This is a genomic window from Proteus vulgaris (assembly GCF_016239305.1).
Classification (GTDB): Bacteria; Pseudomonadota; Gammaproteobacteria; order Enterobacterales; family Enterobacteriaceae; genus Proteus; species Proteus vulgaris_C.
This window is the reverse complement of record NZ_JAEHOQ010000015.1, coordinates 1-26625: the sequence shown is the minus strand read 5'-3', so window position 1 is coordinate 26625 and position 26625 is coordinate 1. Positions and strand designations below refer to the sequence as shown.

The 26625-nt window shown below is 36.7% G+C and carries 20 protein-coding genes and 1 riboswitch; of the genes, 9 read left to right on the top strand and 11 right to left on the bottom strand.

The window, feature by feature from the left end:
• Window positions 1–3 precede the first annotated feature (3 nt).
• The 5 genes from JEP40_RS11910 to thiD all read right to left on the bottom strand — a co-directional run bounded on the left by JEP40_RS11910 (window position 4) and on the right by thiD (window position 11035).
• Complete coding sequence (locus JEP40_RS11910; protein WP_198623721.1) at window positions 4–1359, bottom strand: hypothetical protein; 1356 nt, start codon at window positions 1357–1359, stop codon at window positions 4–6.
• Window positions 1356–7595 (bottom strand): protein kinase domain-containing protein, encoded by a 6240-nt coding sequence (locus tag JEP40_RS11905; protein ID WP_198623720.1) that lies wholly within the window; start codon window positions 7593–7595, stop codon window positions 1356–1358. Before JEP40_RS11905 ends, JEP40_RS11910 begins: the two co-directional genes overlap by 4 nt.
• 17 nt (window positions 7596–7612) lie before the next feature.
• Window positions 7613–8242, bottom strand: a complete 630-nt coding sequence (locus JEP40_RS11900; RefSeq protein ID WP_198623719.1) for a 4Fe-4S single cluster domain-containing protein — start codon at window positions 8240–8242, stop codon at window positions 7613–7615.
• Complete coding sequence (locus JEP40_RS11895) at window positions 8242–10080, bottom strand: AAA family ATPase (protein WP_198623718.1); 1839 nt, start codon at window positions 10078–10080, stop codon at window positions 8242–8244. Before JEP40_RS11895 ends, JEP40_RS11900 begins: the two co-directional genes overlap by 1 nt.
• A 157-nt stretch (window positions 10081–10237) precedes the next feature.
• Window positions 10238–11035 carry a bifunctional hydroxymethylpyrimidine kinase/phosphomethylpyrimidine kinase gene (thiD, locus tag JEP40_RS11890; protein WP_198623717.1) on the bottom strand — a complete coding sequence of 266 codons (798 nt, stop codon included), beginning with the start codon at window positions 11033–11035 and terminating at the stop codon, window positions 10238–10240.
• 51 nt (window positions 11036–11086) lie between these two features.
• Window positions 11087–11175: riboswitch (TPP riboswitch) on the bottom strand.
• A 244-nt stretch (window positions 11176–11419) separates the two neighbouring features.
• Between thiD and JEP40_RS11885 the strand changes: the two genes are divergently transcribed.
• On the top strand, window positions 11420–11611 hold the full coding sequence (locus tag JEP40_RS11885) for a hypothetical protein (RefSeq protein WP_198623716.1): 192 nt from the start codon (window positions 11420–11422) through the stop codon (window positions 11609–11611).
• A gap of 595 nt (window positions 11612–12206) precedes the next feature.
• Window positions 12207–12842 (top strand): lipid IV(A) palmitoyltransferase PagP, encoded by a 636-nt coding sequence (pagP, locus tag JEP40_RS11880; RefSeq protein ID WP_198623715.1) that lies wholly within the window; start codon window positions 12207–12209, stop codon window positions 12840–12842.
• 123 nt (window positions 12843–12965) lie between these two features.
• On the opposite strand, the gene JEP40_RS11875 is transcribed toward pagP, so the two are convergent.
• Both JEP40_RS11875 and mgrB read right to left on the bottom strand, forming a co-directional pair.
• The gene (locus JEP40_RS11875) at window positions 12966–14348 is read right to left on the bottom strand and encodes an amino acid permease (protein ID WP_198623714.1); all 1383 of its coding nucleotides are present in this window, start codon (window positions 14346–14348) and stop codon (window positions 12966–12968) included.
• Window positions 14349–14496: 148 nt separating this feature from the next.
• Window positions 14497–14586, bottom strand: coding sequence for a PhoP/PhoQ regulator MgrB (mgrB, locus tag JEP40_RS19110; RefSeq protein WP_231135540.1), 90 nt, complete (start codon window positions 14584–14586; stop codon window positions 14497–14499).
• A 426-nt stretch (window positions 14587–15012) separates the two neighbouring features.
• Here mgrB and JEP40_RS11865 point away from each other — a divergent pair, with 426 nt between their 5' ends.
• The 3 genes from JEP40_RS11865 (at window position 15013) to brnQ (ending at window position 17982) form a co-directional block, all read left to right on the top strand.
• Window positions 15013–15399, top strand: coding sequence for a helix-turn-helix domain-containing protein (locus JEP40_RS11865; RefSeq protein ID WP_006533085.1), 387 nt, complete (start codon window positions 15013–15015; stop codon window positions 15397–15399).
• Between the two features lie 127 nt (window positions 15400–15526).
• Window positions 15527–16333, top strand: a complete 807-nt coding sequence (gene yidA / locus JEP40_RS11860; protein WP_198623713.1) for a sugar-phosphatase — start codon at window positions 15527–15529, stop codon at window positions 16331–16333.
• A gap of 302 nt (window positions 16334–16635) precedes the next feature.
• Window positions 16636–17982, top strand: a complete 1347-nt coding sequence (gene brnQ, locus JEP40_RS11855) for a branched-chain amino acid transport system II carrier protein (protein WP_198623712.1) — start codon at window positions 16636–16638, stop codon at window positions 17980–17982.
• Between the two features lie 130 nt (window positions 17983–18112).
• Here brnQ and JEP40_RS11850 read toward each other — a convergent pair whose 3' ends face one another.
• Window positions 18113–18952 (bottom strand): N-acetylmuramoyl-L-alanine amidase, encoded by an 840-nt coding sequence (locus tag JEP40_RS11850; RefSeq protein WP_198623711.1) that lies wholly within the window; start codon window positions 18950–18952, stop codon window positions 18113–18115.
• Window positions 18953–19050: 98 nt separating this feature from the next.
• Window positions 19051–20523 carry an alanine/glycine:cation symporter family protein gene (locus JEP40_RS11845; RefSeq protein WP_198623710.1) on the bottom strand — a complete coding sequence of 491 codons (1473 nt, stop codon included), beginning with the start codon at window positions 20521–20523 and terminating at the stop codon, window positions 19051–19053.
• Window positions 20524–21864: 1341 nt separating this feature from the next.
• Here JEP40_RS11845 and JEP40_RS11840 point away from each other — a divergent pair.
• Window positions 21865–22098 carry a DNA polymerase III subunit theta gene (locus JEP40_RS11840; protein ID WP_198623780.1) on the top strand — a complete coding sequence of 78 codons (234 nt, stop codon included), beginning with the start codon at window positions 21865–21867 and terminating at the stop codon, window positions 22096–22098.
• A gap of 98 nt (window positions 22099–22196) precedes the next feature.
• Here JEP40_RS11840 and yebF read toward each other — a convergent pair whose 3' ends face one another.
• Together yebF and JEP40_RS11830 are read right to left on the bottom strand one after the other, a co-directional pair.
• Window positions 22197–22586: a protein YebF gene (yebF, locus tag JEP40_RS11835; protein ID WP_198623709.1), complete on the bottom strand. Its 390-nt coding sequence runs from the start codon at window positions 22584–22586 to the stop codon at window positions 22197–22199.
• A 96-nt stretch (window positions 22587–22682) separates the two neighbouring features.
• A complete protein-coding gene (locus tag JEP40_RS11830) occupies window positions 22683–22865 on the bottom strand; it encodes a YoaH family protein (RefSeq protein WP_072068479.1) in 183 nt (60 codons plus the stop codon).
• 112 nt (window positions 22866–22977) lie between these two features.
• On the opposite strand from JEP40_RS11830, the gene pabB reads away from it, so the two are divergent.
• From pabB to JEP40_RS11815, 3 genes are all read left to right on the top strand, one after another.
• Entirely contained in the window at window positions 22978–24363 is a 1386-nt protein-coding gene (pabB, locus tag JEP40_RS11825; RefSeq protein WP_198623708.1) for an aminodeoxychorismate synthase component 1, read from the top strand.
• Window positions 24350–24913, top strand: a complete 564-nt coding sequence (locus JEP40_RS11820) for a CoA pyrophosphatase (protein WP_198623707.1) — start codon at window positions 24350–24352, stop codon at window positions 24911–24913. Before pabB ends, JEP40_RS11820 begins: the two co-directional genes overlap by 14 nt.
• A gap of 184 nt (window positions 24914–25097) precedes the next feature.
• Window positions 25098–26459, top strand: coding sequence for an L-serine ammonia-lyase (locus JEP40_RS11815; protein ID WP_198623706.1), 1362 nt, complete (start codon window positions 25098–25100; stop codon window positions 26457–26459).
• The last annotated feature ends 166 nt before the right edge of the window (window positions 26460–26625 follow it).

The window sequence follows — 26625 nt, the reverse complement described above, 5'->3', positions numbered from 1 at the left end:
TGTTTAGCGATTAAATGTTTTTGGTTTTTGCGCTTGTCCGGCTAAATGTTGATGAACAGTACCTTCACTCTCTATTACCTTCATTGCATTTTGCCCTGCCGGCAATGCTCGCTCAACCAATAACTCTGCGTGAGACTTCACCAAAATTGCTTGTAATTTCTGATGCTGACTACACCAAATAGCATCAACATCTTTATCGCGCGCCATATCACGTTGATGTGTTAACGCCACCGTTCTCGCTTGGAAACGCGCCTGTTTTCCGCCTAACTCTAAGCCATAATCAGGAATTGAGGCATGAGACACAACAACTTGCCCATTATCAAGCCATGAATTTACTGCATTTTCATGCACCACATAGCCTAACTCACTTAAACCAGCCAATACCGCTTCACATTGTTGTCTCATTGAAAGTTGCTGTTCGTGAGTATCAATTGCCTGTTTTAGTTTTGTGATCATCACATCCAACTGTTCGGCTGTTGCTAATGATGCTACTGTTTCTGTATCCCGACTAAGTGTCACCATCTCTTCATTATCAAAGCTTTCAAGCTCTGCACAGAGTCGCACTAACTCTTCCATTAACTCAATACGTCTTATACCATTACGCAAGCTTTCAGCCATATTCATTATCATTGAATCTGCCAGTAAGCGTTGTTTTTTGCTATCAATAAGCTTTTGTATTTCAATAAATTGGTTTGCATTATGATTGGCTTCTATTTCATTTCCCACAAGCCGTAATTTTTCAATCATCAACTCAATTTGATGGCATTGTTGTGCAAATGGACTTTGAGGCTCACTACTTTGCCATAACTGTTGGCTATATGCAGATTGCGTTTTTAATTGCGCCAATAGTTCAGTTTGAGCTGGGCTGAGTTGCGCTTTTTGCACTTCAATTTCACTAGTCACACGAAAGAGTAATATGCTGATTTCTTCAGCATTCATGTTTTCACTGTGCTCAATTTCAGTTATCAAAACACTGTCATTCGCTAATTGTGATTTTAGTTGTTTTAACAATGCCAATGATTTTTGTTTGCTTTGTTGGATATGACGTGCAAGCGCTTTTTCTTCGAGCACTTGTTCTCGTAGATTTTTCATATCCTGTCGTAACGGGGCAATAAACTGGCTTAATTTAGTTGTTAACCGACCCACTGATTGAGCATCTAACACATCCAATTGCTGGTTATCTTTAACCAATGCATTAAAAGTAGATACAATTTGGCTCACTCGTTCATCTTGGTACATGAGCTGTTCTACTAATGCCCGCCATTGTTTGAATTGTTTTTTGCTATTCGCTAATTGTCGATGATAACGAATAACATTGGTTTCTTTCACAGAGATATAATGTACTGATGAACTCATCATTCACTCACTTTTTCATTCAGTAAAGAGGCATGTTGTAAGGCTTCAAGAAGTTGTTGTTGTGCTTCTTGGCGATGGTAAAACCACTGTGTCAACGAAACGCGATAATGATAAGGTACTACTTTACGCAAAATATCTTTTCGCCATAACTCACGCGCACAAGCTTGAGATAACCACTCATGCTGAGGCATCTCACACTCAATTCCTATTAGGAATTTGCCTTGCTGTTTATCTTCAATTAAACAGTCAAAAGAGAAAATACCCACTTGTTGTGATGGTGCAATATGATATCCCTGAGATTGAATAAAGCGTGTTACATCAATAACAAATTGATCGTTCAGCTGATCTTGAGTTACCACATTAGCTTGAGTACGACATAAGCGCATTAATAAGCGTTTATTTTCCTCTTGCTGATTAATCTGATGGCAATGACTCGCGTAAGTTAAATAACCTTGTAAGTAATCACGTGGAATTTCAGGGTGTTTATTGGTGCTTAATAGATCAGATATTTCATCAATCGGCATTGATGACATGATCACGACTTGCCTTTTCGCTCTGGTAATAGCGACATTTAAACGACGCTCTCCCCCAGTTTGCCCTAATACACCAAAATTACGCCTAAAAGTGCCTTGTGCATTACGGCCAAAAGTTGTCGAAAATAAAATAACATCTCGCTCATCACCCTGCACATTCTCAACGTTTTTCACAAAAAATGACATATCTTCATCGTTATCCAAACGTGTACTTTCTTCGGTGTAAGCCTTTAAAAAATCCACATCATAATCATTGCGTTCACGAATATGCTGGTTAATTAATTGAGCTTGTTTTTGGTTAAACGTCACCACTCCCACAGAAGGACGTTTATCAAAAGGTGCCTGCCATAATGTTGCTAAATATTCGACGATCGCTAAGGCTTCTTTTTCATTGGTTTGATTGACATAAGTACCATTGATCGCCATAAAATGCAGAGGTTTTACTGTACTAATGGTTTTTGCTGAGTGTTGAGCTGGAATATTTAGCCGATTCTCATAAAAGGCATAATTTGAGAAATTAATTAACTCTCGAAATGCTGAGCGATAATGAATATCTAAAGTATGAATAGGCAATACAGTTCGAGCGAGATGAAGCAAATCAGGGCAATGGCAAATTTGGCTTGAGTCCCATTGTTCACTGCTTTTCTCTTGTTGATCATCTTCCTCGTTATCTTCGTCGTCTTCATTTTCATTAAATTTACTGCTGAAGAAAGATGAAGGTGGCATCTGTTTTTCATCACCACTTACGATAGCTTGTTTACCGCGATATAAGGTTGGTAATGCAAATTCAATCGGCATTTGTGAGGCTTCATCGTAAATAACACTATCAAAAAGCCCTGCTTTTAGGGGTAATATTTGACTTGCCACATCCGGCGTCATCAACCAAATAGGGCGTAATCTTAACAATCCCATTTGCGTCGCTTCATCAATAAATTCGCGTAGCCGTAATGCTCTAGGCCCAGCTAAGCGTGTTATTCTTTCCCAATGACGCTCACTTTCAATTTTTGATAATTCAATATTTTCAGTTAATAATACACGATTAATTTGCTGTAATTGCTGATAGTTATCTGTCAGTTGCTCAATATATTCCTGCAATTGTTCAGCATGCGTCTTTAATACTGGATTTTTTATTTCAATATCCGTTTTGATTGCGACATAAAACAGATAACTCAATGTTGCTTTTAAAAGCTCGATAGGGTTAGAAGACGAATTTTCATCAATCAATTGGCGTGATAATGCTAAAACTTGCCAATCATTGGGCGAAAAATGTGTTGTTCTTTCTCGAAATAACTGAAATTGGCTTAAAAAAGGCAAACTTAATACTAATTGCTGTAATGTGGTTGTCAGCAATTCGCCTTTTTTGATCGCATCATAAAATTGTTGATAACAGTGATCGGTAAGGGTTTCTTGTAAACCCGCTAATTTGTCGAGGCTAGTTTGCTGTACTTTAGCGCGAACTATGGCATTTTCAATTTCTAAACATTGGTGTTCAAAGCCCTGTTTTTTTGCTGATTGAATCGACTCAACAAAATGTTCAGGCTGAGGATATAACGCTAATATCGCAATATCATCGCAACAGGCTTTAAGCTCAGTGATCACCGTATTTATTGTGTTTTGCCATTGTGCATTTTGTCGATCAAGTTGCTGTTCTATCCCTAATTGTTGATAAATAGGTTGCAACTCTTGATATAACAAACGCCATTGTTGCTCAGTGATGATAGTTTTATGTAGCGTTATATAATGTTCAATTCTGTCTTCTTTACCACTTTGTGCAATAAAGTTTTTTAACTTACTGTTTCTACTATAATAATAAGGATTTAAGAAACGCAAAAATGAGGGCTTAATTTTATCAACCACAGCTCTTGATAATGTTGCTAATGCTACATTATCTAACGGAGCAAGTAAGCGGAAAATCAAAGGATCACAACCTTCACTATCAATTTGCTGTAAACGTGTTTCTAATTGCTCTAATTGAGCAATCAACTGCTCCCCTTTATTTTGCTTGCCTTGTTCATTTAGAAATAACGCTAACCAATGCGATAAATTATCCCATTGTTGTTCATTGCGATTTTTTAGCCGCTGTTTACCCTGTTTCAGGGTTGTTTCATGAACGGTTAACTCATCGATTGTAATTTGTTGATAAGACGAGCTATATGCTGTATCGCGCTGTTTTTCTGCTTCAATAAATAGCGTAATATTTTCATTAAACTGGCGATATAACGTGCTTTCAGGCAAAAATAAAGCAACACTATTTAATGGCGTATGTTCATAGTTAATTGCATACCAATCTACACCATATAGCGTTAAGTTATCGATAAACTGAACAAAAGTTGTCTTATTATATTGAGAAAGCAGTATGGTTAATTCATCCGAACTTGTTACCCACTTTTGTTGTGACTCTAATTCGAGTAATCCAGATAACACTTCTCGATACGAATAATCATATTGTTTATCTGTTAGATATAACGCTTTATAGTAAGCATCTAAGGTTGTTTCATAAAATTGAATTAAGTTAAGCCTTCTATCACGATCAAAAGCCGTGTTTTGCTTAATATCTGCGATCAGGTGTCGTTTATGCTCTAATGCCAGTTGTTCTCTGATCGCTGAAATAATCTCTCGCCCTTTAGGATTTTGATGAATAATCAATACTCTATCTTGTAAGCCATTAGCAACTAATCGTTTATATACTACATCCAAAGCGGCAGGCTTTTGACAGAGCACAAGTGCTGTTTTTTGTCGCCCTATTGCATCAGCAATTAAATTAACAATTGTTTGGCTTTTCCCTGTTCCCGGAGGCCCTTCTATCAATAATCCTGTTTGCTTTCTTGCCGCTTGAATAATGGTATTTTGAGAAGGATCGGCCAACGACAACAAATAGTTATCTGTCAGTGGATCTTGAGTTTCTAAAGCTTGTGCTGACGTATTTACTTTCAACATCGTAGCAAGGGCTGTGCCATTGATAGGTAAATTAGCAATTTGTTGTAGATCAGCACTTATCATTTGCCCAATAAAAGAGGTGTGAAATAACACCGCAGAACAATGAATGTAAGCACTGTTTTCTGGTATTTCCTCAGTTAATGAAGGTAATGGACTTAATGTATGATCTGATGTATTTAATAAAGATGAGAGTGTGAGCATCATTTCACTGACACTCAAACCTGTTTGTGACATCAAACTATCAAGTATTTTTTGCCATTCACTAACTGCAGGAATACCAACAAAATTTGCAAGAGCAGGATTTAAACGTACCGATGCGCGCTCTGTATCAAACCCAATTTGTACAGCCCCTTGAGTGCCCCCCAAAATACTCATAGAAACAGGCCACAAAAAAAGCGGTGCAATACGTGGTTTTATTTTATTGGGTTGCGTATTTAGCACTAAAAAAGGAAAGCCTAAATACATACCGTTAATACCCGTATCTCGTTGGTAAGATTGAGTATTCTGTTGTAATAGCCACAAGCGATTATTTAATTTTTCACGTTGGCGTAATACTTCGCCCTCTAGTGAAAATAGCCTTTTCTTACGATTAATTAAATGCTCAAGTAAGTTTGTCGCCTTTTCATTATCAAAACTGCATTCGGTTAAATCAACACGTCCTGCATTTGGCGTTAAACGCATTCTGACTAAATTACCGCGTTGACTGGTAGAAACTAATTTTTTAGCAAAGAAATGTAGCACTTCTAAAATATATTTTTGTGATTCAAGTATTTGCCATTGTTCAATAGGAATACAGAGCATCACAATAATATGCTCAAGAGGCAATCTACGAGTTAAGAGAAAATCATCAGCCCATCTATCAATAATATCGTTATTAACACGCTTAAAATCCCCTATTCTTTCACTAAGCTGTTCAATAAGTTGATACCGAGGTGTAGCTAATAATACTTTTGCCTGTTGTTTATCAAACGTCTTGATAGCAAGATCTCTGGCTAACTTAGCGGCATTATTCACCAGTGAATCTACCGTGATATATTGCCCAATCTCTGCACTTAATAACAAAATATAATCATTTTCATGCATATTTTTACGATCGATTAAGGCTCGTAGATTTTCATTATAAGCATCAGGAAATTCTGCACGAATAATTTCCCAGCGAGCAGCTAATTGACTTAAAGAGGTAATTAATAAATAGAGTTGTAAGCTTTCTTCATTTAGGGGGATACGTTGTTGTTGTGCCCTTTCACGAACCGTACATTGACGATAATAAAGCTGAACAAGCCAATGTGTCTCATCAATAGATTGAAGCTCCGTGGCGAGAGGCTGACAAATTAATTGATAACCTAATAAAGGATGTTCTAAAAGCCATGAAGGCGTAATGATCTCACCACGATAAATCAATGGCATATTAGGATTTAAAATTCGCAACGCGAATGTAAAACGTAAACTTGGCTCAATATCTTGTTTTTCAACTAATGACTGCAATTGAGCAATTTGTTTGCCACTATTATCAAATTGGCTTAACCAAGTCGTGATTTCACCATGAGTAAGTAATTCCGTTGCTTGATCCCAATATTGTGCTTGTGCCGCCACCATCGCAAATGCATCAGGTTGATTAAATTGATGATCTGCAAATTGAAATTGATAATATTGCTGGCTTCCATTGTGATAATTAATATCAGGTGCTTGTACCGCTAAACCTTGTAACCACGCATTGACTTCATTCCATTGCCAACGTTGAAAGCGATCGCGACAGAGCAAGCCCCGTAAAAGTAATTGAATATTAGGTTCTAAATCATCGGGTAATTCAACACCATTGGTCATTACTTGAATTAAAAACGCATTATCATGGATATCTTTAAAACAGGCTCCTTGCGTTAATTGCTCAAGTAAAATGATCCCTAGACTCCACCAATCTGATGCAGCCGAAACACCACCCGCTAATATTTCTGGCGCACTATAACGTGAAATTTCAAGCGGGGAGACAATATCGAGATCGAATTCAGATAAACATGCTGAGCCATATTCAATCACCACAATATCAAGAGGATCACGAATGCGGATCATCAAGTTTGATGGTTTTAAAGCTCGATGACGCACACCATGTTCCGTTAACGCTGCGATCGCCGTACCTAATTCTGAAACTAATATATTAATTTCATCCGATTGCCAAAAATCACCTCGCTCAATAAATTGGCTGAGTGAACCACCATTTAATCGCTCAGTAACATGCCAAGCACGGTTTTCCCATCGACCCGTTTCATAAAACACCGATATATGGTCAGTAGAGATCAAATTTAAGACTTGATAAATAGCAGGATCAGGCTCTTCACCTTTAAGATAGAGTGTTAATACGCCTTCTTGCTCTGTTTTGATATTGCTTACGTTATAGCGCTCTCTTTCGCTATTAACAGAATTGATACGTTGTTCAAGACGCCAATCACCAATCAATCTAAACGTTTCATTCTCAGTAATGTCGTTACTTTCAATCTCATCTGCTGGATCAGCACCACATTCAAAACAGATAAAATCATCTTCACTCATCAAATGCCCGTTAACACATTTTCGCGGCTGATCATGATTAAGCACAGGTATCGCAGGTGTCTCAATGGAAGAAGATATTGGAGGAGATGGACGCCACCCTGACTCATGAATAGGTTCAATTGTTAGATCCCATCCACAAGGTTTATCATTCACTTGTCCTGCACAGAAAATCTCAGTTAACTGGCGCTCAGTTTGGCAGTGAGGACAAAAACGTATCATGGTCATCCTTTATTCCATCTCTCTTATCTTTTTATCTGTTTTAATTGAATATCTTGTTGCGCTAATACTTCACGTAAACGAGCCATATCGCCCTTTTGAGGAATACCTGTAAGGTAAACACGTCCTTGGTTATCTATTGAAAGATCAAGCACTTTATCTTCTTCAGTCACACTTCTATCAAAAATACTGAAACGCGCACTCCCCATTGCTGTTAAACAATGAAGTTGCTGATTGTCACTGCCTCGTAACATCAAACTTTGCGTGTTTTCCAGTTGATATCGGCCGCTCATTAACGCATCAATTAAGCCTGACATTTTAGTCACTTTAGGTTCTATCTCATCCCAGTGATAACCAGTGTAAATAAAAATATCTCCAGCAAATTGCTGACGTAATGCAAATAATAACGCATAAAGCGCCTCAGGTTGTTCAAACGGTTCACCACCAGAAATCGTAATACCATCCGCAAATGCAAACCAAGGTTGAATTTGCTGCATAAGCGCGTCAACTGAAGTGCTTTCGGCTTTGCTTTCCCATGTATCTGGCGATAAACAGCCTTTACAACGTAAAGAGCATCCTTGAAACCAGATACCAATTCGTTTTCCTGGCCCCAATGTTGTCACTGGAAAGTGAATTCGAGATAAGCTGATCTGCATTAATTTACCTGTGGCACTAAAATAATATTGGTCATTTCACCTATTTGAATATCAGCAATTTGATAGGCTTTTCCAACTGATAAATCACTGTCAAAAATAGCTCTTGAGAGCGGGTTAATTAAATAAATCTCTAATTGGTTGCGAATACCACGACCACCATTTGACAAATCAGATAAACAGTAGGATTTTAACGTCGATTTAGCCGTTTCTGATATCGACAATGTGAGAGATTGTTTATCAAGGCTAGATAAGATATTTGCGACCATTTGTTCAAATATCTGCTCTGCAACATTTTCTCGAATAAAATCAAAGACAATAATATTTTCGCCAATACGATTTAATAATTCAGGTCGATTTAAAACCAATTTAAAATGACGCTCTATTTCACTTTTTACTTTACGGCTGACATTTTCAAAAGGTTCATGAGGCAGAACATTTGCCACTCTTTCGCCATTATTATCAACGCGATAAATTCCAAGGTTTGAGGTAAATATAATTAGAGCCTCAGAAAAATAGACGCGATCACCACGCCCAGAGGTTAATACCCCATCATCAATAATTTGTAGGAATTTATCCATTAAATGAGGATGTGCTTTTTCTATTTCATCAAATAACACAACACTAAAAGGCTTTTCACGAATAGCATTGGTCAATTCACCACCAGAGTCATAACCTACATAACCCGGAGGCGCACCAATTAAACGTTGATCTGCATGTTCGGCACTAAATTCAGACATATCAAAGCGAATATAAGCACTTTCATCACCAAACAGCAGTTGTGTCACCGTCTTCGCTAACTCAGTTTTACCTACCCCCGTTGGCCCGGCTAAAAACAACACGCCCCGGGGTCTTCCGCCTTTATTGCTGCCTACGCCCGTCATTGCACGCTTAATAATATCTAATAAATGCGTGACCGCATGTTGTTGTCCTTTAACACGGCGTTGTATGATTTGTGGTGCATTGCGAATTTTTTGTTTATTAATTTTTTGCCAAGGATCTTCCGTAATACCGACTTTATAACGTCTTACCGCATCACTAATTCGCGTTATTTCCACTTCTTCGATACGCGCTAACTGTACTATCGCCACTAAATCCAGCAGTAATAGCCCTTCTGTTTCATCGATAAAATCATTAAGAAGTGACTCTTTTTCACTCTCTATAAGCGATGAAAAACCTGCTAATGACACTAATAAATTAGGCGCCAACGCTCTGCGGATCTGACTATCGGGTTTTGCAACAGGAATGGCTCGAATTCGAGGATTATTAACAGTAAACCAGTCTGGTAAATCAGTCTCTTTTTCCACGATCCAAAAAACGCTATTAAAAAAAGGTTGATTATGTTCACCAGCAGGTCTTACTTTAGCTTGATGAGAAGTCACTAATGCTCGTGTAAATAAGCTATGTTCGGCAGGCATCAGATTATCACGATGAGAAAGTAAGCAAGAGGCGAAATCGATACATAGCGCAATCGGCTGGCCGGTTATTGTTTGCCATTTTTCTAATACGCTATTTAAGCTATCAATATTGCCAGATGCGCGATCGCCCGTAACGATTAATCCAAGTTGTTGCATTAACATAGCGCCATCTTGCAAAGATTGCGTAGGATTAGTGATCCATTGAAAACCCGTTAAAGGCGTGTAAGTGATGATATGAACGTAACCGACTTCATACAAACTGTTATAAAGTGACTGGTTAAAAGGCAGTGGTGTTATTATATTGGGCGCAATTTCACTAGCTTGTAAGTCGCGCACATTACCAAATAACACAAATTGACTTTTCAATGGAATAAAGCGAAGTAAATCACATAACCAGCGTGGTTTTTGAAAGGCTGTATTCATATCATCCCTTATTGAAATAAAATATATTTTACCTTAGTTCCTCAATATACAGGCTGTTTATATTGAGGATAGTGTTAATTATCTGAAGAGTATGATCATCAAAGTGAAAATAGAGCCATAAAGGCTCTATTTAAGATGAGTGTTAGTGCAAGTAAAATTACCACCAGCGATGAAAATGGTGTACAGGGCCAAAGCCTTGTCCAACCTCTAAACTATCAGCATGCTCTAGCGCTTGTTGTAAATAGGCTTTTGCTTGTTCAACGCAAGTTTGCCAATTAGCGACTTGAGGGCGGATGGCAGCTAAGGCAGCAGAAAGCGTGCATCCTGTACCGTGGGTATTTTTTGTATTAACGCGTTTTGAGGTAAATCGCCACTCGCCATCTTGAGTAAATAACCAATCAGGGCTTTCATCTTCAGTTAAATGCCCACCTTTCATTAACACAGCTTTGCATCCTTGCTTTAGCAATGCATAACCTTGTTGCTTCATCGCCATCTCATCATGAGCTATTTCACAACCTAGCAGTGCAGCAGCTTCCGGTAAATTAGGTGTGATCAAATCAACCAACGGTAAAAGCTGATTGACCATTTTATTAACTGCATCAGGCCGTAATAGAGGATCACCACTTTTTGCAATCATAACCGTATCCAGCACAACAAAAGGAATGGCATATTGCTGAAGTTTGTCGCAAACCACATCAATAATTGAGGCATTAGAGAGCATACCTATTTTGGCGCTATCAATTCGAACATCAGATAAAACAGCATCTAATTGAGCAGCAACAAAATCAGGAGATAAGTCATAGACACTACGGACACCACAGGTATTTTGAGCAACAAGTGCTGTTATTACTGTCGTGCCATATACACCCAGTGCGGAAAATGTTTTCAGATCGGCCTGAATACCTGCACCACCACTAGGATCGGTGCCTGCGATAGACAATGCATTGGATCTCACTGATTAACTCCTCTTTTCACCAGCTACAGAAAAGTCGGGCTCTGTTAATCAGCAGAGTTACCTTGACTTCCCTACGCTGGCATTATCCAGATCAGGTTATACGGGTTCATCTCAGCCATAAGGCGCCCCGAGCCAAAGCCTGTAAATTCAGGCGATAAGGAGTATCGCATGCCCAAGATAAAGATGCTAGTTTGATAGCGAATCTCGATTTACTAATACTCTACTTTTGAGGCTTGTTATTCAGTAAGATAAATCAGCTCAGGTTGTATATAATAAATACTAAGCTGATGACTTGTATTGTGGAAAACATAAATTTAAAAAATATATTTTAGGAATTCTCAAATAAGAAGAAAGACAGGTGGAGGTAAGCGTTTTCAGGAAACAATGATCGATTGGGCTTTTACAACTCACTTTAATGTTTACATTTCAGATGGAACAGAAAAAAATCGCCCTCTAACAAAGGTGAAAGATACTGATGATCTTTACGAAAACTGGGATGCTTTCTGCTGGGGCAAAGATCGCGATACGCATACCCATCGGCTACTTATCATTAGCCAAGAAAAATTATTTCAATAATAAGTAATCTATTTTTTGAAAACATATGAATAAGCATTATTCGCATGTTTTGCTTTAGGATAATCTGCACAAAAAACCGACACCTCACTGAATAAAACCCACGCAACTTAAACGATTTATAAACCAACGCGGAATTTTTCTTTTTTTTATTTAACTCTTTTTATTCGTTACTTTATTATCCGTCAAAAATAAATACCTTTTTATAAGTCAATGTTATTAATATTAAATTTTTACTAATATTTCAATTAAGTCATAAAAATAGATATTTAGTCAATTTTTTATATCGAAAATAACTCATCTTAAATAAGATCTCTTTATCCTTATTTATCAATTATTTATTTTCAATCTAATAAAAACTTAATTTTAAATTAAAAACAATACGTTACCATTACAAGATAACAATATTGAATGTCTCAAACAAATACAACAAACTTGTTTACTCTCTTTATAACCGATTCTTTTCCCTTAAGATTTTAGCTAAGAAGTAAAGTTTCAGATACCTCTTATCTTAAATACTTGTCGATTAAATAACACTATTAGTAACGTTTATTTGTCATCACCAGAATCATAGCAATGCCGTACTCGGAGTTATATTATGTTTTCAACCTATTTTCACCCTAGCGTATTAGCAACCACGTTGTTTTCGCTTGCGTTAACAACAACTGCTTTCGCTTCTGAAAATAATTCACCCCCACATCAGATTATTACGACAGAAAACCACCAAACAACCAATAATGTATCTCAATCTAATAGCGAAGAGAGCTATTGGGGGAAATTCAAACGTAATATCAATCAAACTTGGAATAACGACCAATATAATTACTATCTACCGGTATGGACTTGGCATAACCGTTTTACTTACGATAGAGAAAAAACTAATCGCTATAACGAAACACCTTGGGGTTTTGGTATGGGTAAATATCGTTATGACAATGACGGTGATTGGCACTCTCTTTATGCGATGGCATTTATGGACTCAAATAACCGTGTACAACCTATTATGGGCTATGGTTTTGAGAAAATGTGGTATCCCGGAGATAAAGACGGTTTTCGTATGGGAGCAGGATTTACACTAAGTATTACAGCACGCCATGAATATAACTATATTCCGATGCCACTTCCTTTGCCGTTAGTTTCTGTCGGTTATGGGCACCTTTCACTACAAGCAACTTATGTGCCTGGTACTTATAACAATGGTAACGTGTTATTTGCTTGGTTACGTTGGCAGTAATTTCTTATTTTTGCCTACCAGAATAAGTGTAAACAATAAAATAGAACAAAATAGAACATAAAAAAACGCATCTTTTGATGCGTTTTTTCGTTTAATAAAGTAGCTCAATCAATCTGTAGCCACTTAAATATCTTGACTTGCTTGAGCATTATTGGGTGTTTTCTTCATACGGGAAATCTTAAATCCAACCCATAAGAATGCAATCCAGAATGGCATTAAAATGACTGAGATATTCACTTGTGGCATAAATAAAATAATCACTAAAATCATGCATAAGAAAGCGAGGCAGATATAGTTACCATATGGATACCAAAGTGCTTTAAAGAAAGGCTCTACCCCCTCTTTTACTTTTGCAGCTCTAAATTTTAAATTCGCCAAACAAATCATAATCCAGTTAAGCACTAACGTGGTGACAACCAACGCCATTAATAGCTCTAACGCCTGATCCGGTAATAAGTAATTAACTAAAATACCTAATGAAGTCGCAATTGCAGACAAGAGTAATGACACTACCGGCACACCGCGTTTATTAATACGAGAAAGTGCATGTGGCGCATTACCTTGTTTTGCCAAACCATAAAGCATACGGCTATTAGAATAAACGCCACTGTTATAAACAGATAATGCGGCTGTTAATACCACAGCATTTAAAATATTCGCAATTAAGAAATTGTCTAAATTATGAAAAATCAGTACAAATGGACTTTCACCTTTCACTACTTGAGTCCAAGGATAAAGCGACAGTAGCACCAACAATGAACCGATATAGAAAATTAAAATACGATAAACAACTTGGTTAGTCGCTTTCGGGATGCTGACTTTTGGATTTTCAGCTTCAGCCGCCGTGATCCCCACCAGCTCAAGTCCACCAAAAGAGAACATGACAATCGCTAATGCTGACATAAAACCAGTAAAGCCATGAGGGAAGAAACCTAACTCCCATAAATTACTTACAGAAGCTTGAGGCCCACCATTACCGCTTGCCAGCAAGTAACTACCAAATAAAATCATACCGACAATCGCCAATACTTTAATAATGGCAAACCAGAATTCTGTTTCACCATACATTTTGACATTAATTAGGTTAATTAAGTTAATTGCGACAAAGAAGATAGCTACTGAAACCCAAACAGGGATATCAGGCAACCAATAGTTAATGTATTTTCCTGCTGCCGTTAATTCTGCCATACCAACAAGAATAAACATCACCCAGTAATTCCAACCAGATAAGAAGCCGGCAAAAGGGCTCCAATATTTATTAGCAAAGTGACTAAACGAACCCGCAACTGGCTCTTCGGCAACCATTTCGCCCAATTGGCGCATGATCATAAACGCAATAAAACCACCAATAGCATATCCTAGTATTACTGATGGGCCCGTCATATTAATAGTTTGCGCTATACCAAGAAACAGACCAGCGCCGACAGCACCACCCAGCGCAATAAGCTGGATATGTCGATTTTTCAGACCGCGCTTAAGTTCTGTCTGTTGCGACTCTCTCGCCATACATCCTCTTCTTTTATTATTTTATCAACTTAACGTGTAAAGTAATATTTACGATTTTGTTTATTTCAAGCCCCCATTAAAACACTAATCTGACTTGAATAACAAATACATTTTATGCTAGGCGAAAAATAATAAGAAAAGCGATTTTTTAGCTATGTTTGGAGGGGAATAATGTGGTAAACCGACAAAGACCTTGCTGAAAGTCTTCTCCGCGATCGCAAAAGTTATCTAAAGCCATAAGATAGAGACCAAAGCTGATGGCTAATGCAATAATTAAACTAATAATTATTTTCTTTGCGTTCAATTTAAAATCCTTTAAATACATTTTGTTAGTATGATTAATAACATTATAAGCATTCGCTTAAATACGATAACAACACGGAGAGTTGTTGTTATAAAATTCGCAATCAATTATCTCTATGCGTGAATTTAGCATAACTTTCATTATGAAAGGTAAACGCTTCCTCGACAGACTTGAGATAATTTGCACTATTTTTCTCTAAACTGTCGGTAAAATGAACACTTTTTATTTTAATTACACATTTTGCCAACGATAAGAAATAACTATCCATTAATATGGATTTCTCTGTCTGCCACTTTTTGTATAAGATTAGGGAGTTAATTTTGATTTTTACCTTAACTTCATTGATAGAATGGAACTGTAATGCCACAAGATAATCATCTCGCATTAGTTTGCGCGCTAAGTAAATGGATTGAGGAGCATTTAGGCCGTGTTATCCATCTTGAAGAGTTGGCGGCTTATTCTGGGTATTCTCTTTGGCACATGCAGAAAATCTTTAAAGAAGTCACAGGCACCTCTTTAGGAAAGTATATTCGCCAACGTAGATTGGCTGGTGCTATCCATTTATTACGTACAAGTGAACGTTCTATCTTTGATATCGCTCTCGATTTTGGCTTTGGTTCACAGTCTCACTTTACTTACATGTTCCGTAAAGAATATGGCATTACGCCTTTTGACTTTCGGCAAAATCAAGAAATCGTATTAGAAACCAAACAACCCTTACATTTACAATCACCTTGCTGTGATTAACCCTTCTATTTATGTGACATTATACAGATAGCCTTTAATGTCACATAAATAATACTCAAGCTATGTGATGATAGACCGCTTCGCCCTTCCATTATCATGATTGCTTTTATTTAATATGGGGATGCTAATGAGTATTAAGCTTATCGCTATTGATTTAGATGGAACCTTACTCAACAAACAACACGAAATCACGCCCGAAGTACAAAAAGCGGTTCAACGAGCAAAAGAAGCTGGTGTTAAGATTGTGCTAGCTTCAGGGCGCTCTTTTAATGGCATATCCCCTTATTTAAAGATACTCGGTCTTGATACTTCTGATTGTTACTGTATTAGCAATAATGGTAGCCAAATTCATCAAGCAGATAATGGTGAAGTCATTATTCAGGATTTACTCAATTTTGAAGACTACCTCTATTTTGAGAATCTTGCTCGTGAGATAGGCGTTCATTTTCACGTTATTAGTGATAATAAAATTTATACCACTAATCGCCATATTAGCCATTTTACTTGCCAAGAAGCATTCTTATCTTGGACACCGCTTTACTATCGTCCACTTAATGAAATGCAATCTGATATGTATTTTAGTAAATTTATGATTGTTGATGCTCCTACCGTTTTAGATAACGCCATCCAATATTTACCTGCCAATATTTACGAACAATACAGCATATTACGCAGTGCCCCTTATTTTATTGAAGTACTAAATACCAATGTCAATAAAGGAAGTGCGGTTCAAAAAGTCGCTGAACATTTAAAAATTACTCCAGAAAAAATTATGTGTATCGGTGATCAAGGTAATGATTTAGCCATGCTGAAATATGCGGCTTTAGGTGTTGCAATGGGAAATGCTCCTGATGAAGTGAAAAAAGTCGCCAAATTCGTCACACTTTCTAATGAAGAGCACGGTGTTGCAGTCGCTATCAATAAATTTATTTAAACACGATCTTTTTTGTGTTTTATCGTGAATGTCTACAAAATTATATAGCAATTGTGATCCTTAGCAGAGGATCACACTGCTTTTTGACCAAAAACATAGCCTTTTATTATTCTATAATTGCTGTTAAATGAGCGTTAAATCTGCCTTTCTTCTTACATATCCTTCAGAATTTGTTACTATCAATTCACTTTTCGTTATTCAAACTGCATTTTTACAACATATTCAGCTATTAAATAGGCTAAGAGTAGAATAACAAATATAAATCATTAACATATTTTCTTCACAGACAGGTAGTTTTAGTTATGCTTTCTACAAAAGACATGCTCGTTCTTGGAATGATGGTTTTTGCACTCTTCCTCGGCGCTGGTAATATTATTTTCCCCCCAATGGCGGGTTTTCAATCAGGAAACCTCTGGTTTAGTACATCCTTAGGTTTTCTTGTTACGGGTGTCTTACTCCCTTTTCTTACTTTAGTTATTGTCGCTATTCGAGGACGTGGTGAACGTCTTTCTGTTGATTTACCTTCATGGGTCGCTGTCATTTTCTGGGTTGCACTATACCTTATCGTAGGCTCTACTTTTGCGATGCCTCGTGTGACTAACACCGCCTATGAAATGGGCTTCTTACCTTTAGGCTTGATTGAGAAAAATACCGCAACACACCTAACCTTCGCACTTGTTTTCAATATTACAAGTATGTTTTTCATGCTAAAACAAGGTACGATGATCAGCGCTATTGGTAAATTTATGACTCCAGCACTGCTAGTCTTGCTGGTTGTTGTCGGCATTGCCGTTGTAGCTAAACCTATTTCGCCCATTGGTGAGCCAACAGGTCTTTATGCTGTTAATGGTTTCTTCTCTGGTTTTATAGACGGTTACCAAACCATGGATGTTCTTTCTGCTATGGCATTCGGTGGTATCGTTGCACGAGCTTTGTATACCAAAGGGATTACTGAACCACGCCAAATTGGTTTTATTACCGTAAAAGCAGGACTTATTTCAGTCTTACTATTAGCTGCGCTTTATCTGTGTCTTTTCTATTTGGGTGCCACTAGCCATTCTGTTTCTGTTTTTGCAGATCCTGCACTCAATGCCACTAATGGTGGTCAAATATTCTCTCGTTATGTTGATGCCTTATTTGGCTCTGTCGGTACTTGGCTGATGGGAGGGATTGTTTTATTAGCAAGTATGACCACGCTAGTAGGTGTAACAAGTGCTGCTGCTGACTATTTTGCAACATTCCATCATCGTTTAGGCTATCGTTTCTGGGTTGTTGTCTTTACATTAATGACCACAATCGTATCAACGTTTGGCCTTGATACTTTATTACGCGTGACCATTCCTGCGTTATTGATGATTTATCCAACATCAGTCACATTGGTATTACTGCAATTTATTCGTAACAAATTAAAATCACCACGCTTTACCTATCGTTTTACTATTGCTGTCATCGTATTAATGAGCCTTTTCGATACGTTAAAACAATTGAAATGGTTAAATGCTGAATTATTACAAGTATTTAGCTATATTCCACTTTCTGATTATGGCCTAGGTTGGGTATTACCCGGTGCAATTGCATTCGTAATTTCACTATTCGTTAGCTTAAATCTTAAAGAAGAAAATCTTCCCGTAGGAAATGCAGCGAAATAATCAGCATATAACACATAATTTGTAACGCTGATCGTTAGTTATCAAAAAAGCGTCTTTCAATTTTTATATTGGAGACGCTTTTTATTTTTTGATTATCCACGTTTTTACTGTCTATTCATCACAGGAAATTTTAAGTTCGATATTTCTCAATCAAAGCCCTTAAAATTGCTTCTGATTGTGCATCAGGAATACCATTCGCTCTTGTTGACCTAAAATGCATTTGAAAAGCTTTAACAACCTTAAGCGCTTTATCATCTAACACGCCATTTGTTGGTGTTTGATAACCATATTGCTGTAATAACTTTTGAAAACTTGCAATATCGACAGGCTCTGAAGGATCTCTACCAGCTAAATATGCTTGTACTAACTGTTTATCAGGCCAAGCTCCTATTCCTTGATCCGCAAGCCTCTCCCAAGGAAATAAAGGACCAGGATCGACTTTTCTTAAAGGAGCAATATCACTGTGGCCTAGTACATTTTGGGGCTCAATATCATAGCGTTCAATAATATCTTTCATGACAAGGGAAATTGTCGTCATTTGATCTGCCGTATAAGAATACCAATATCTAAATTTTCCATTATCACGGTAACCCAGATTAACTATCTCAATCCCAATAGAACAATGATTTAAGCTTGTTGCCTCTCCCCATTGACTAACACCTGCATGCCATGCAATTTGTCTTTCATCTACTAATGAAATAACAACAGGTTTTCCATCAATAGTTGGAGGGTGTGTTGGAATAAGATAATGGCTACTGACTCGCCCAGCAGTAAGAACCTTCAATGAACGCTCATCATCTAACGCGGTATAATGCATAACTAGATATTTAACACAGTCATTAGCATCCTGCTTATTAGGGATAACTTTAGCAATATAATCGCCTCTATCAATAAACTCTGGTTGTTGAACGCAACTACTTAAGAGACTTACTGCAATAAGTAATCCAATATAATACCGACTAGACTTCATTTCTGATCCTTGAGTTAATGTTCCCAAAGTTAAATTGTAATAAAAAAACCCATATTAAAGAATATGGGTTTTCCATTTTGACACTTTTTTTATATTCTTCAGTTATTGCTGACTTTTTCACATCGAACTAAAGGTTCATCAGGAATGATATTATTTTCCCATATACCATCTTCAATATCAGCTTGTAGCTCTGGATATTGGCGTATATCAAAAGTTGGCAATAAACCTGCTTGTCGTTGCTGGTTATAATCTTTGACCAATTTTAATGCAACACCTGAAAGTAATATGATGGCAATTAAATTTGTCATTGCCATTAGCCCCATCGAGAGATCAGCCATTTTCCAAACAAGAGGCATATCCGCTAAAGCACCAAACATCACCATTGCTAATACAGCTGAACGTAAAAGGAATAGCCCTGTTGTATGATTACGCCCAAGGAAAATCATATTACTTTCTGCATAAGCATAATTGGCAATAATCGAAGTAAAAGCAAAGAAGAAAATAGCAATAGCAATAAAGGTACTTCCCCAACCACCAACACTCGATGACAACGCTAATTGTGTCAATTGAATGCCATTAATGCCCTCAGGATAACTATCGAGTACACCTGATGACAAAATGATCACTGCTGTTGCACTACAGATAACCAACGTATCCATAAATACACCAAGCATTTGAATATAACCTTGAGATGCCGGATGAGGTGGGTAAGGTGTTGCAGAAGCAGCCGCATTAGGAGCCGACCCCATTCCGGCCTCGTTAGAAAATAAGCCTCGTTGAATACCTTGAGTCATTGCTTGGCTAATGCCGTAACCTATCGCACCAGCAGCAGCTTCTTGTAAACCAAAAGCACTTTTAAAGATTAACAGGAAAACATCAGGCAAGCGTTCAATATGATCAGCGACAACCCAGAAGGCTAATAATAAATAAGCAGTTGCCATAATAGGGACAACTAACTCTGCAACACGAGCAACCCAACGCAGACCACCAAAAATAATAAATCCACTGGTTACCACTAAAAAAATACCGACATAAAATGGATCAAAATCAAAAGCTGATGCTGTTGCTTGCGCAATCGAATTGGCTTGAACCGCATTAAAAACCAAACCAAAAGCAATGATTAGGAAAATAGCGAAGAGAACGCCCATCCAGCGCATTTTCAATCCCTTCGTCATATAATAAGCAGGTCCCCCGCGATAATTACCCTCATCGTCTTTTGTCTTATAAAGTTGTGCTAGTGTGCTTTCAATTAAAGATGTTGCCATACCGATTAGAGCAACAACCCACATCCAAAAAATAGCACCAGGCCCGCCTGCCGTTAATGCAATGGCGACACCGGTCAAATTTCCGGTTCCCACGCGCGCAGCTAAGCTTGTGCATAACGCCTGAAAGGAAGAGATCCCTGATTTATCTGACTTATGGCTATTTTTTAAAATAGAGAACATATGGCTAAAATGTCGGATTTGTATAAACCCAGTACGAATAGTAAAATAAATACCAACTCCTAGAAGTAAGTAGATAAGGACATATCCCCATAAAATGTTATTTGCAAAGTTTATTAGCCCAGTCAAATTAATCCCCCTGTATAATAACGTATATAACTTATCCTTACATCGCTATTGAAATAAAAACGAATAAACACCGTGTAATTGAATCAATTAATGATCCGAGTATATCTTTATGTAATATCAAAAATCGCTGTGTAAAAAGCGAATTAAATGTAACACAAGATTGTGTGATATGTATATTTTTTGTTTATTTTTTTACATGTTAGTATTTAAATTTAATTATCTTATTAACTAAAACAAACAATATTACAAAATAAAAAAACCATATATATCATTAAGATAAATAAATGTTTATTAACTAAATTAACTCATAAAAGAAAAACTAATACTTTAATAATTAAGTTAATCAGTCATTTTAGAAAAAAAACATACAGCTTAAAAAAGCATCAGCAAATAACTTTCTTTATTATCTAAAATAAATTTCAAAATAAAAAATCAAAATGATTCGTTAAAGTAATATTTTGAAATATTGATTAATCATTATGATAATTAACATTTAAGAAATAAGCTTTTTATAATAATTAACAATAAACATTTTGTATTACTCAATCAATAAAATACTTTAATATTAATAAGATATTACAGTAAGACAAAATGTATAATTTATAATTTCTCTTATAAACTTATTCAAATATTTAAATCTTAATATATCTTTTTATTTCTCATTTTTACGAATATCATTGATTGGCAACCTTTCTCTTTTTTATTCACTTACTATTCATTAATAGCGCTCCTTTTTTTTGAGTACTAATTAAAAGGTATTAAATATTTATTTCATATTAATAAAAAAATGAAGAATCACGTAAGTTTACCTATTAACCATTTAGTTAATTTTATTTATACTATGTTTTTCCCTGGTGTTGTATTATTTTTCGCCCTGTTTCCCCAACAGGGCATTTTTTTATCTCAATATTTCAGCATCTTATCGCAACCCATTGTCAAGTAATACAAAATAAACACATAGATAGCCCCCATTCAATAAATTAACAATATTTATCTATTCTTGATGCAAATTTCTTTGTTTTTTTCATTGATCTAAATCAAATTAAACATTCGATTTATTTACTCTTTGCAGAGGAAAACTATTTTTTAGTCTATTTTAAAATCGATTTAATTATGTGTATAAATGCAATTTTTATCTTTTTAATTATTTGAATTACCTATAAAGTAGTATAACAATTAGTGAATAATTATATTTTATTGTTATATTTAATGATACTGATTAAAAAATCATCTAAATAAAGCGCCTATTTTTTATCATTATATAATGACTAATATCTTTATTTACTTGCATTAATAAGCATGCTCTTTTACTTTATTCGTATTGTTATAGGGAGGAGAATGATGGGTTATAACCTTTCAGAATTAACACAAGAAGAAAAAGACAAAATAAATGTAAGCTTAGCAGCTTCAGGAGTTGCCTTTAAAGAGCGATATAATATGCCTGTTGTTGCTGATGCGGTTTTACGAGAACAGCCTCAAGAACTTCATGCTTTTTTTCAAGAAAGGCTAATGTTTTATCGTGCAAGAAGCCAACATTATTCTCGTTTACCTTATGAGCCTCAAGCGAAAAAATAATAGTACTTTCTCGATAATATTTAATGACAAAAAAGAGATAAACTTAAGTTTATCTCTTTTTTTCAACCTGTTAACGACGGAAAACTATCACTTATCTATTATTTAGGTGAAACATAAGTGATGGTATTTTCATCACAATTGACTTGAACGTTGTAACGAAGGTCTGTTCTCGCTCCGCGAACATTCAATACCATCTGATAGTTATTATCCATCTTGATAATTTCATTAGCATTAATACTTGCTACAGGTTTCGGACCCAGCGCCTTTTTATCTTCTTGCCAACGAGGAAGACGATTTTGTAAATAATCATTCTTCACTCTAGTAACAAGTTGGTTGTTGTCTAAATTAACACAACTCGCAAAGGGTGCAGAGCGTACAACATCTTTATTAACATTATCGACATTTTCTGCAGATGCGCCAAAAGAAACAGTAAGTAAAAGAGCTACACCAAGTATCCCTGTTTGACCTACTAACTTGCTTAATTTCATATAACCTCCCGAAAATATCCCTTAAAACAGGATGTATTTCCATTAAGCATAGCATAGGGTTAACAACATATTTGTGACATTTGTTAAAAAAATGTTTTATTCATTTTCATCATCAAATATGATAGAAACCGATTCACGCGTTGTGTGCTTTTCTCTTAATTCTTGAGCAACCAACTGAATAGCCTCCCCACTACTCATTCCCTCAGCCATAAGAGATTGAATTTTTTCTACTGCTTTTTGTTGTTCTTCGTGTGTTAATGTAGGCATTCCTAGAAACATAATGTTACTCTTATCTTTATCAACTTCTATTTTGTATTTACATGAATATAATCTTTTTGATTACAATTCATTGTGCGAATGATACAACATACTTTGTTTACATGGTCATAAGATGGATATGCAATTACAACAACGTGAGCTCATTTATACCCAAGATCTAGCACTACGGGTATTCTCTCCCATCGCTTCATTGCCTTGGTCTAGTTTACTTCATTCTGGCTTTGCCGAACATCCTCATAACCGTTTTGATATTATTGTCTCTGATCCTCTTGTAACTTTAGAAACTCGCAAGCAAACCACAACAATTAAAGAAAAAAATGGCACGGTCAGACGTTCTAAAAAAGATCCTTTCACACTTATCCAACAAGAATTAGAACAATTTAATTTTCATCCAGAATACAATGACTCATTGCCGTTTTTAGGTGGAGCTTTGGGTATTTGGAGTTATGACTTAGGTCGTCGTATTGAAAAATTACCTGAAAATGCTAAAAATGAACTCAATTTTGCAGATATGGCTATTGGAATTTATGATTGGGCATTAATTGTTGATCATGAATTAAAAAAAGCCACTTTAATTAGCTATGACAATATTGATGAGCGATTACAGTGGTTAGAAAACCAAACATCCACATCGATTGATACTCCATTTGCCTTAACCACTGACTGGCAATCTAACATTAACAACGCTGAATACAACGAAAAAATTGCTAAGATTCATCAATACCTGCTTTCCGGTGATTGCTATCAAGTTAATTTAGCTCAACGTTTTAGCGCAAATTATATTGGTAGTGAATGGAATGCATTTTTAACCTTGAATGAAGCCAATAAAGCCCCCTTTTCATCTTTTATGTGTTTGCCCAATAATTTTGTGTTAAGTGTTTCCCCTGAGCGTTTTATTCATTTAGCTGATAATAAAATAGAAACACGCCCTATAAAAGGAACACTGCCTCGCAAAGTAATCCCCGAAGAAGATGATAAACAAGCACTACTACTACAAAGCTCACGTAAAGATCGCGCAGAGAATTTAATGATTGTTGATCTTATGCGTAATGATATTGGAAAAGTTGCCGTCACAGGTTCTGTTAAAGTGCCAGAACTGTTTGTTGTTGAACGTTTTCCAGCAGTACACCATTTAGTTAGTACTATTACTGCACGGCTTCCCTCACATCTAACAGCAACCGATTTATTAAGAGCCGCGTTTCCCGGCGGTTCAATCACTGGCGCACCTAAGATCAGGGCAATGGAAATCATTGAAGAATTGGAGCCACATCGCCGTCATGGATATTGTGGTGCGATTGGCTACATTAGTTTTTGTGGCACAATGGATACCAATATCAGCATCCGTACTTTGTTGACAGAAAAAAATAAGATTTACTGTTGGGCGGGTGGTGGTATTGTTGCTGATAGTGTTGCTGAAAAAGAGTACCAAGAAACATTCGATAAACTTGGGCAAATATTAACTGTTTTAAGTGAGTCTTCTGTCGATGACACCCATTGATACTTTTATCAATCGTTTTCAACTCACATTACCTGATGATAAGGTAAATCAGTTACCTCACGCCCAAAAAACGGCAGCTGTATTGCTGCCAATTATCAATAAGCCTAATCCAACCATATTATTAACAGAACGTGCATCAACATTACGCTCTCATGCGGGTCAAGTCGCTTTACCTGGTGGAAAAAGTGATCCTGAAGATAACAATCTTATTGAAACCGCACTAAGAGAAGCCCACGAAGAAGTCGCTATTCCACCCAATGCCGTTTCAGTGATTGGGCAATTACCGCCATTGCAAAGTTCAAGTGGGTATTTGGTTACCCCTATTGTGGGGGTAATTCCCGCAGGTTTATCTTTACGCCAAAACCCAACTGAAGTCGCTTCTATCTTTGAAATGCCATTAAGTCATGTGCTCAATGCCCAACATTATCAACCACTCGATTTTCGCCGTTCAGGTGAAAATCATCGGATTTACTTTTACCCTTATAATGGACATCTTGTCTGGGGATTAACGGCAGCTATTTTACATAAACTTGCTTTACATATCACTTAAGGCGTTATTTTCTATTCAGCTTGTGCTTTTTATCATCGCGTTCACAACTCTACTTAGCTATTTTAAAAAAATGTTGTAAACTACATCATTAACGGGACGATATAATCGTAAAAACGATCCCTTTACTATAAATAACTATATTTTATTCTTTTTAACCCTCTCTCTTATTATTAAGGAGTCTGACGTGATTAGCGTTTTCGACATGTTTAAAGTGGGCATCGGACCCTCTAGCTCTCATACCGTAGGGCCAATGAAAGCGGGTAAAGAATTTGTCGATGATTTAGTCAACCAGGAATTGATTGCGTCTGTCACTCGTGTAGCTGTTGATGTTTACGGCTCCTTGTCTTTAACAGGCAAAGGTCACCACACTGATATTGCAATTATTATGGGCTTAGCAGGTAACGCACCTGCTACTGTCGATATTGACAGCATTCCCAGCTTTATTCGCAACGTTGAAGAAACTGGCAAACTATCATTAGCAAATGGCTTAAAAATTGTTGATTTCCCAGCAGAAAGTATGCATTTCAGTAATGACAACCTCTCATTACATGAAAATGGTATGACTATTCATGCCTTTGCTGGCGACAAAGAAGTATATAGAAAAACTTACTACTCTATTGGTGGTGGTTTTATCGTTGATGAAGAAAATTTTGGTAAATCAACACTTAATAGCAAACCTGTTTCATACCCTTATGCTAGTGCAGAAGAGTTATTAAAACACTGCAAAGAAACGGGTTTATCCATTTCTAGCTTAATGATGAAAAATGAGCTAGATCTGCACACCCAAGCAGAAATCAATGCATATTTCGCTGATGTTTATAAAACAATGCAAGAATGTATTGAACACGGTTTAAATACAGAAGGTGTATTGCCAGGTCCATTACGTGTACCTCGCCGTGCGGCCGCATTAAATCGTTTATTAACATCAAGCAACAGCCTGTCAAACGATCCAATGAAAGTCGTTGATCTCATCAACATGTTTGCATTGGCCGTAAATGAAGAAAATGCAGCTGGTGGACGTGTTGTAACAGCACCAACTAACGGCGCATGTGGTATCGTGCCAGCAGTATTGGCTTACTACGACCGTTGTATCGAACCAGTAACACCAGAAACCTATTTACGTTACTTCTTAGCATCTGGTGCAATTGGTATTCTTTATAAAATGAATGCCTCTATTTCAGGTGCTGAAGTAGGTTGCCAAGGTGAAGTCGGCGTAGCTTGTTCAATGGCTGCTGCGGGTCTTGCTGAATTATTAGGTGGAAGCCCAGAGCAAGTCTGTATTGCGGCTGAAATCGGTATGGAGCATAACCTCGGCTTAACGTGTGATCCTGTTGCAGGACAAGTACAAGTCCCGTGCATTGAGCGTAATGCTATTGCTTCAGTCAAAGCAGTCAATGCGGCACGTATGGCCATTCGTCGTACCAGTGAGCCACGAGTTTCTCTCGATAAAGTCATTGAAACTATGTATGAAACGGGTAAAGACATGAATGCTAAATATCGCGAAACATCACGCGGTGGTTTAGCAATAAAAGTACAATGTGACTAATTAACCTTGTTTTAGCTAAAGCCATTCATTTTGAGTGGCTTTTTTATCACTATTAATTTTATTTTTAATAATCACTTAACTTGTAGATAATTAAAGAAAAAATAAAATCAATAATTAAAATAAAAAGTACATCTTTTTAAAAATCTACTTTTTTACTTTTATACAT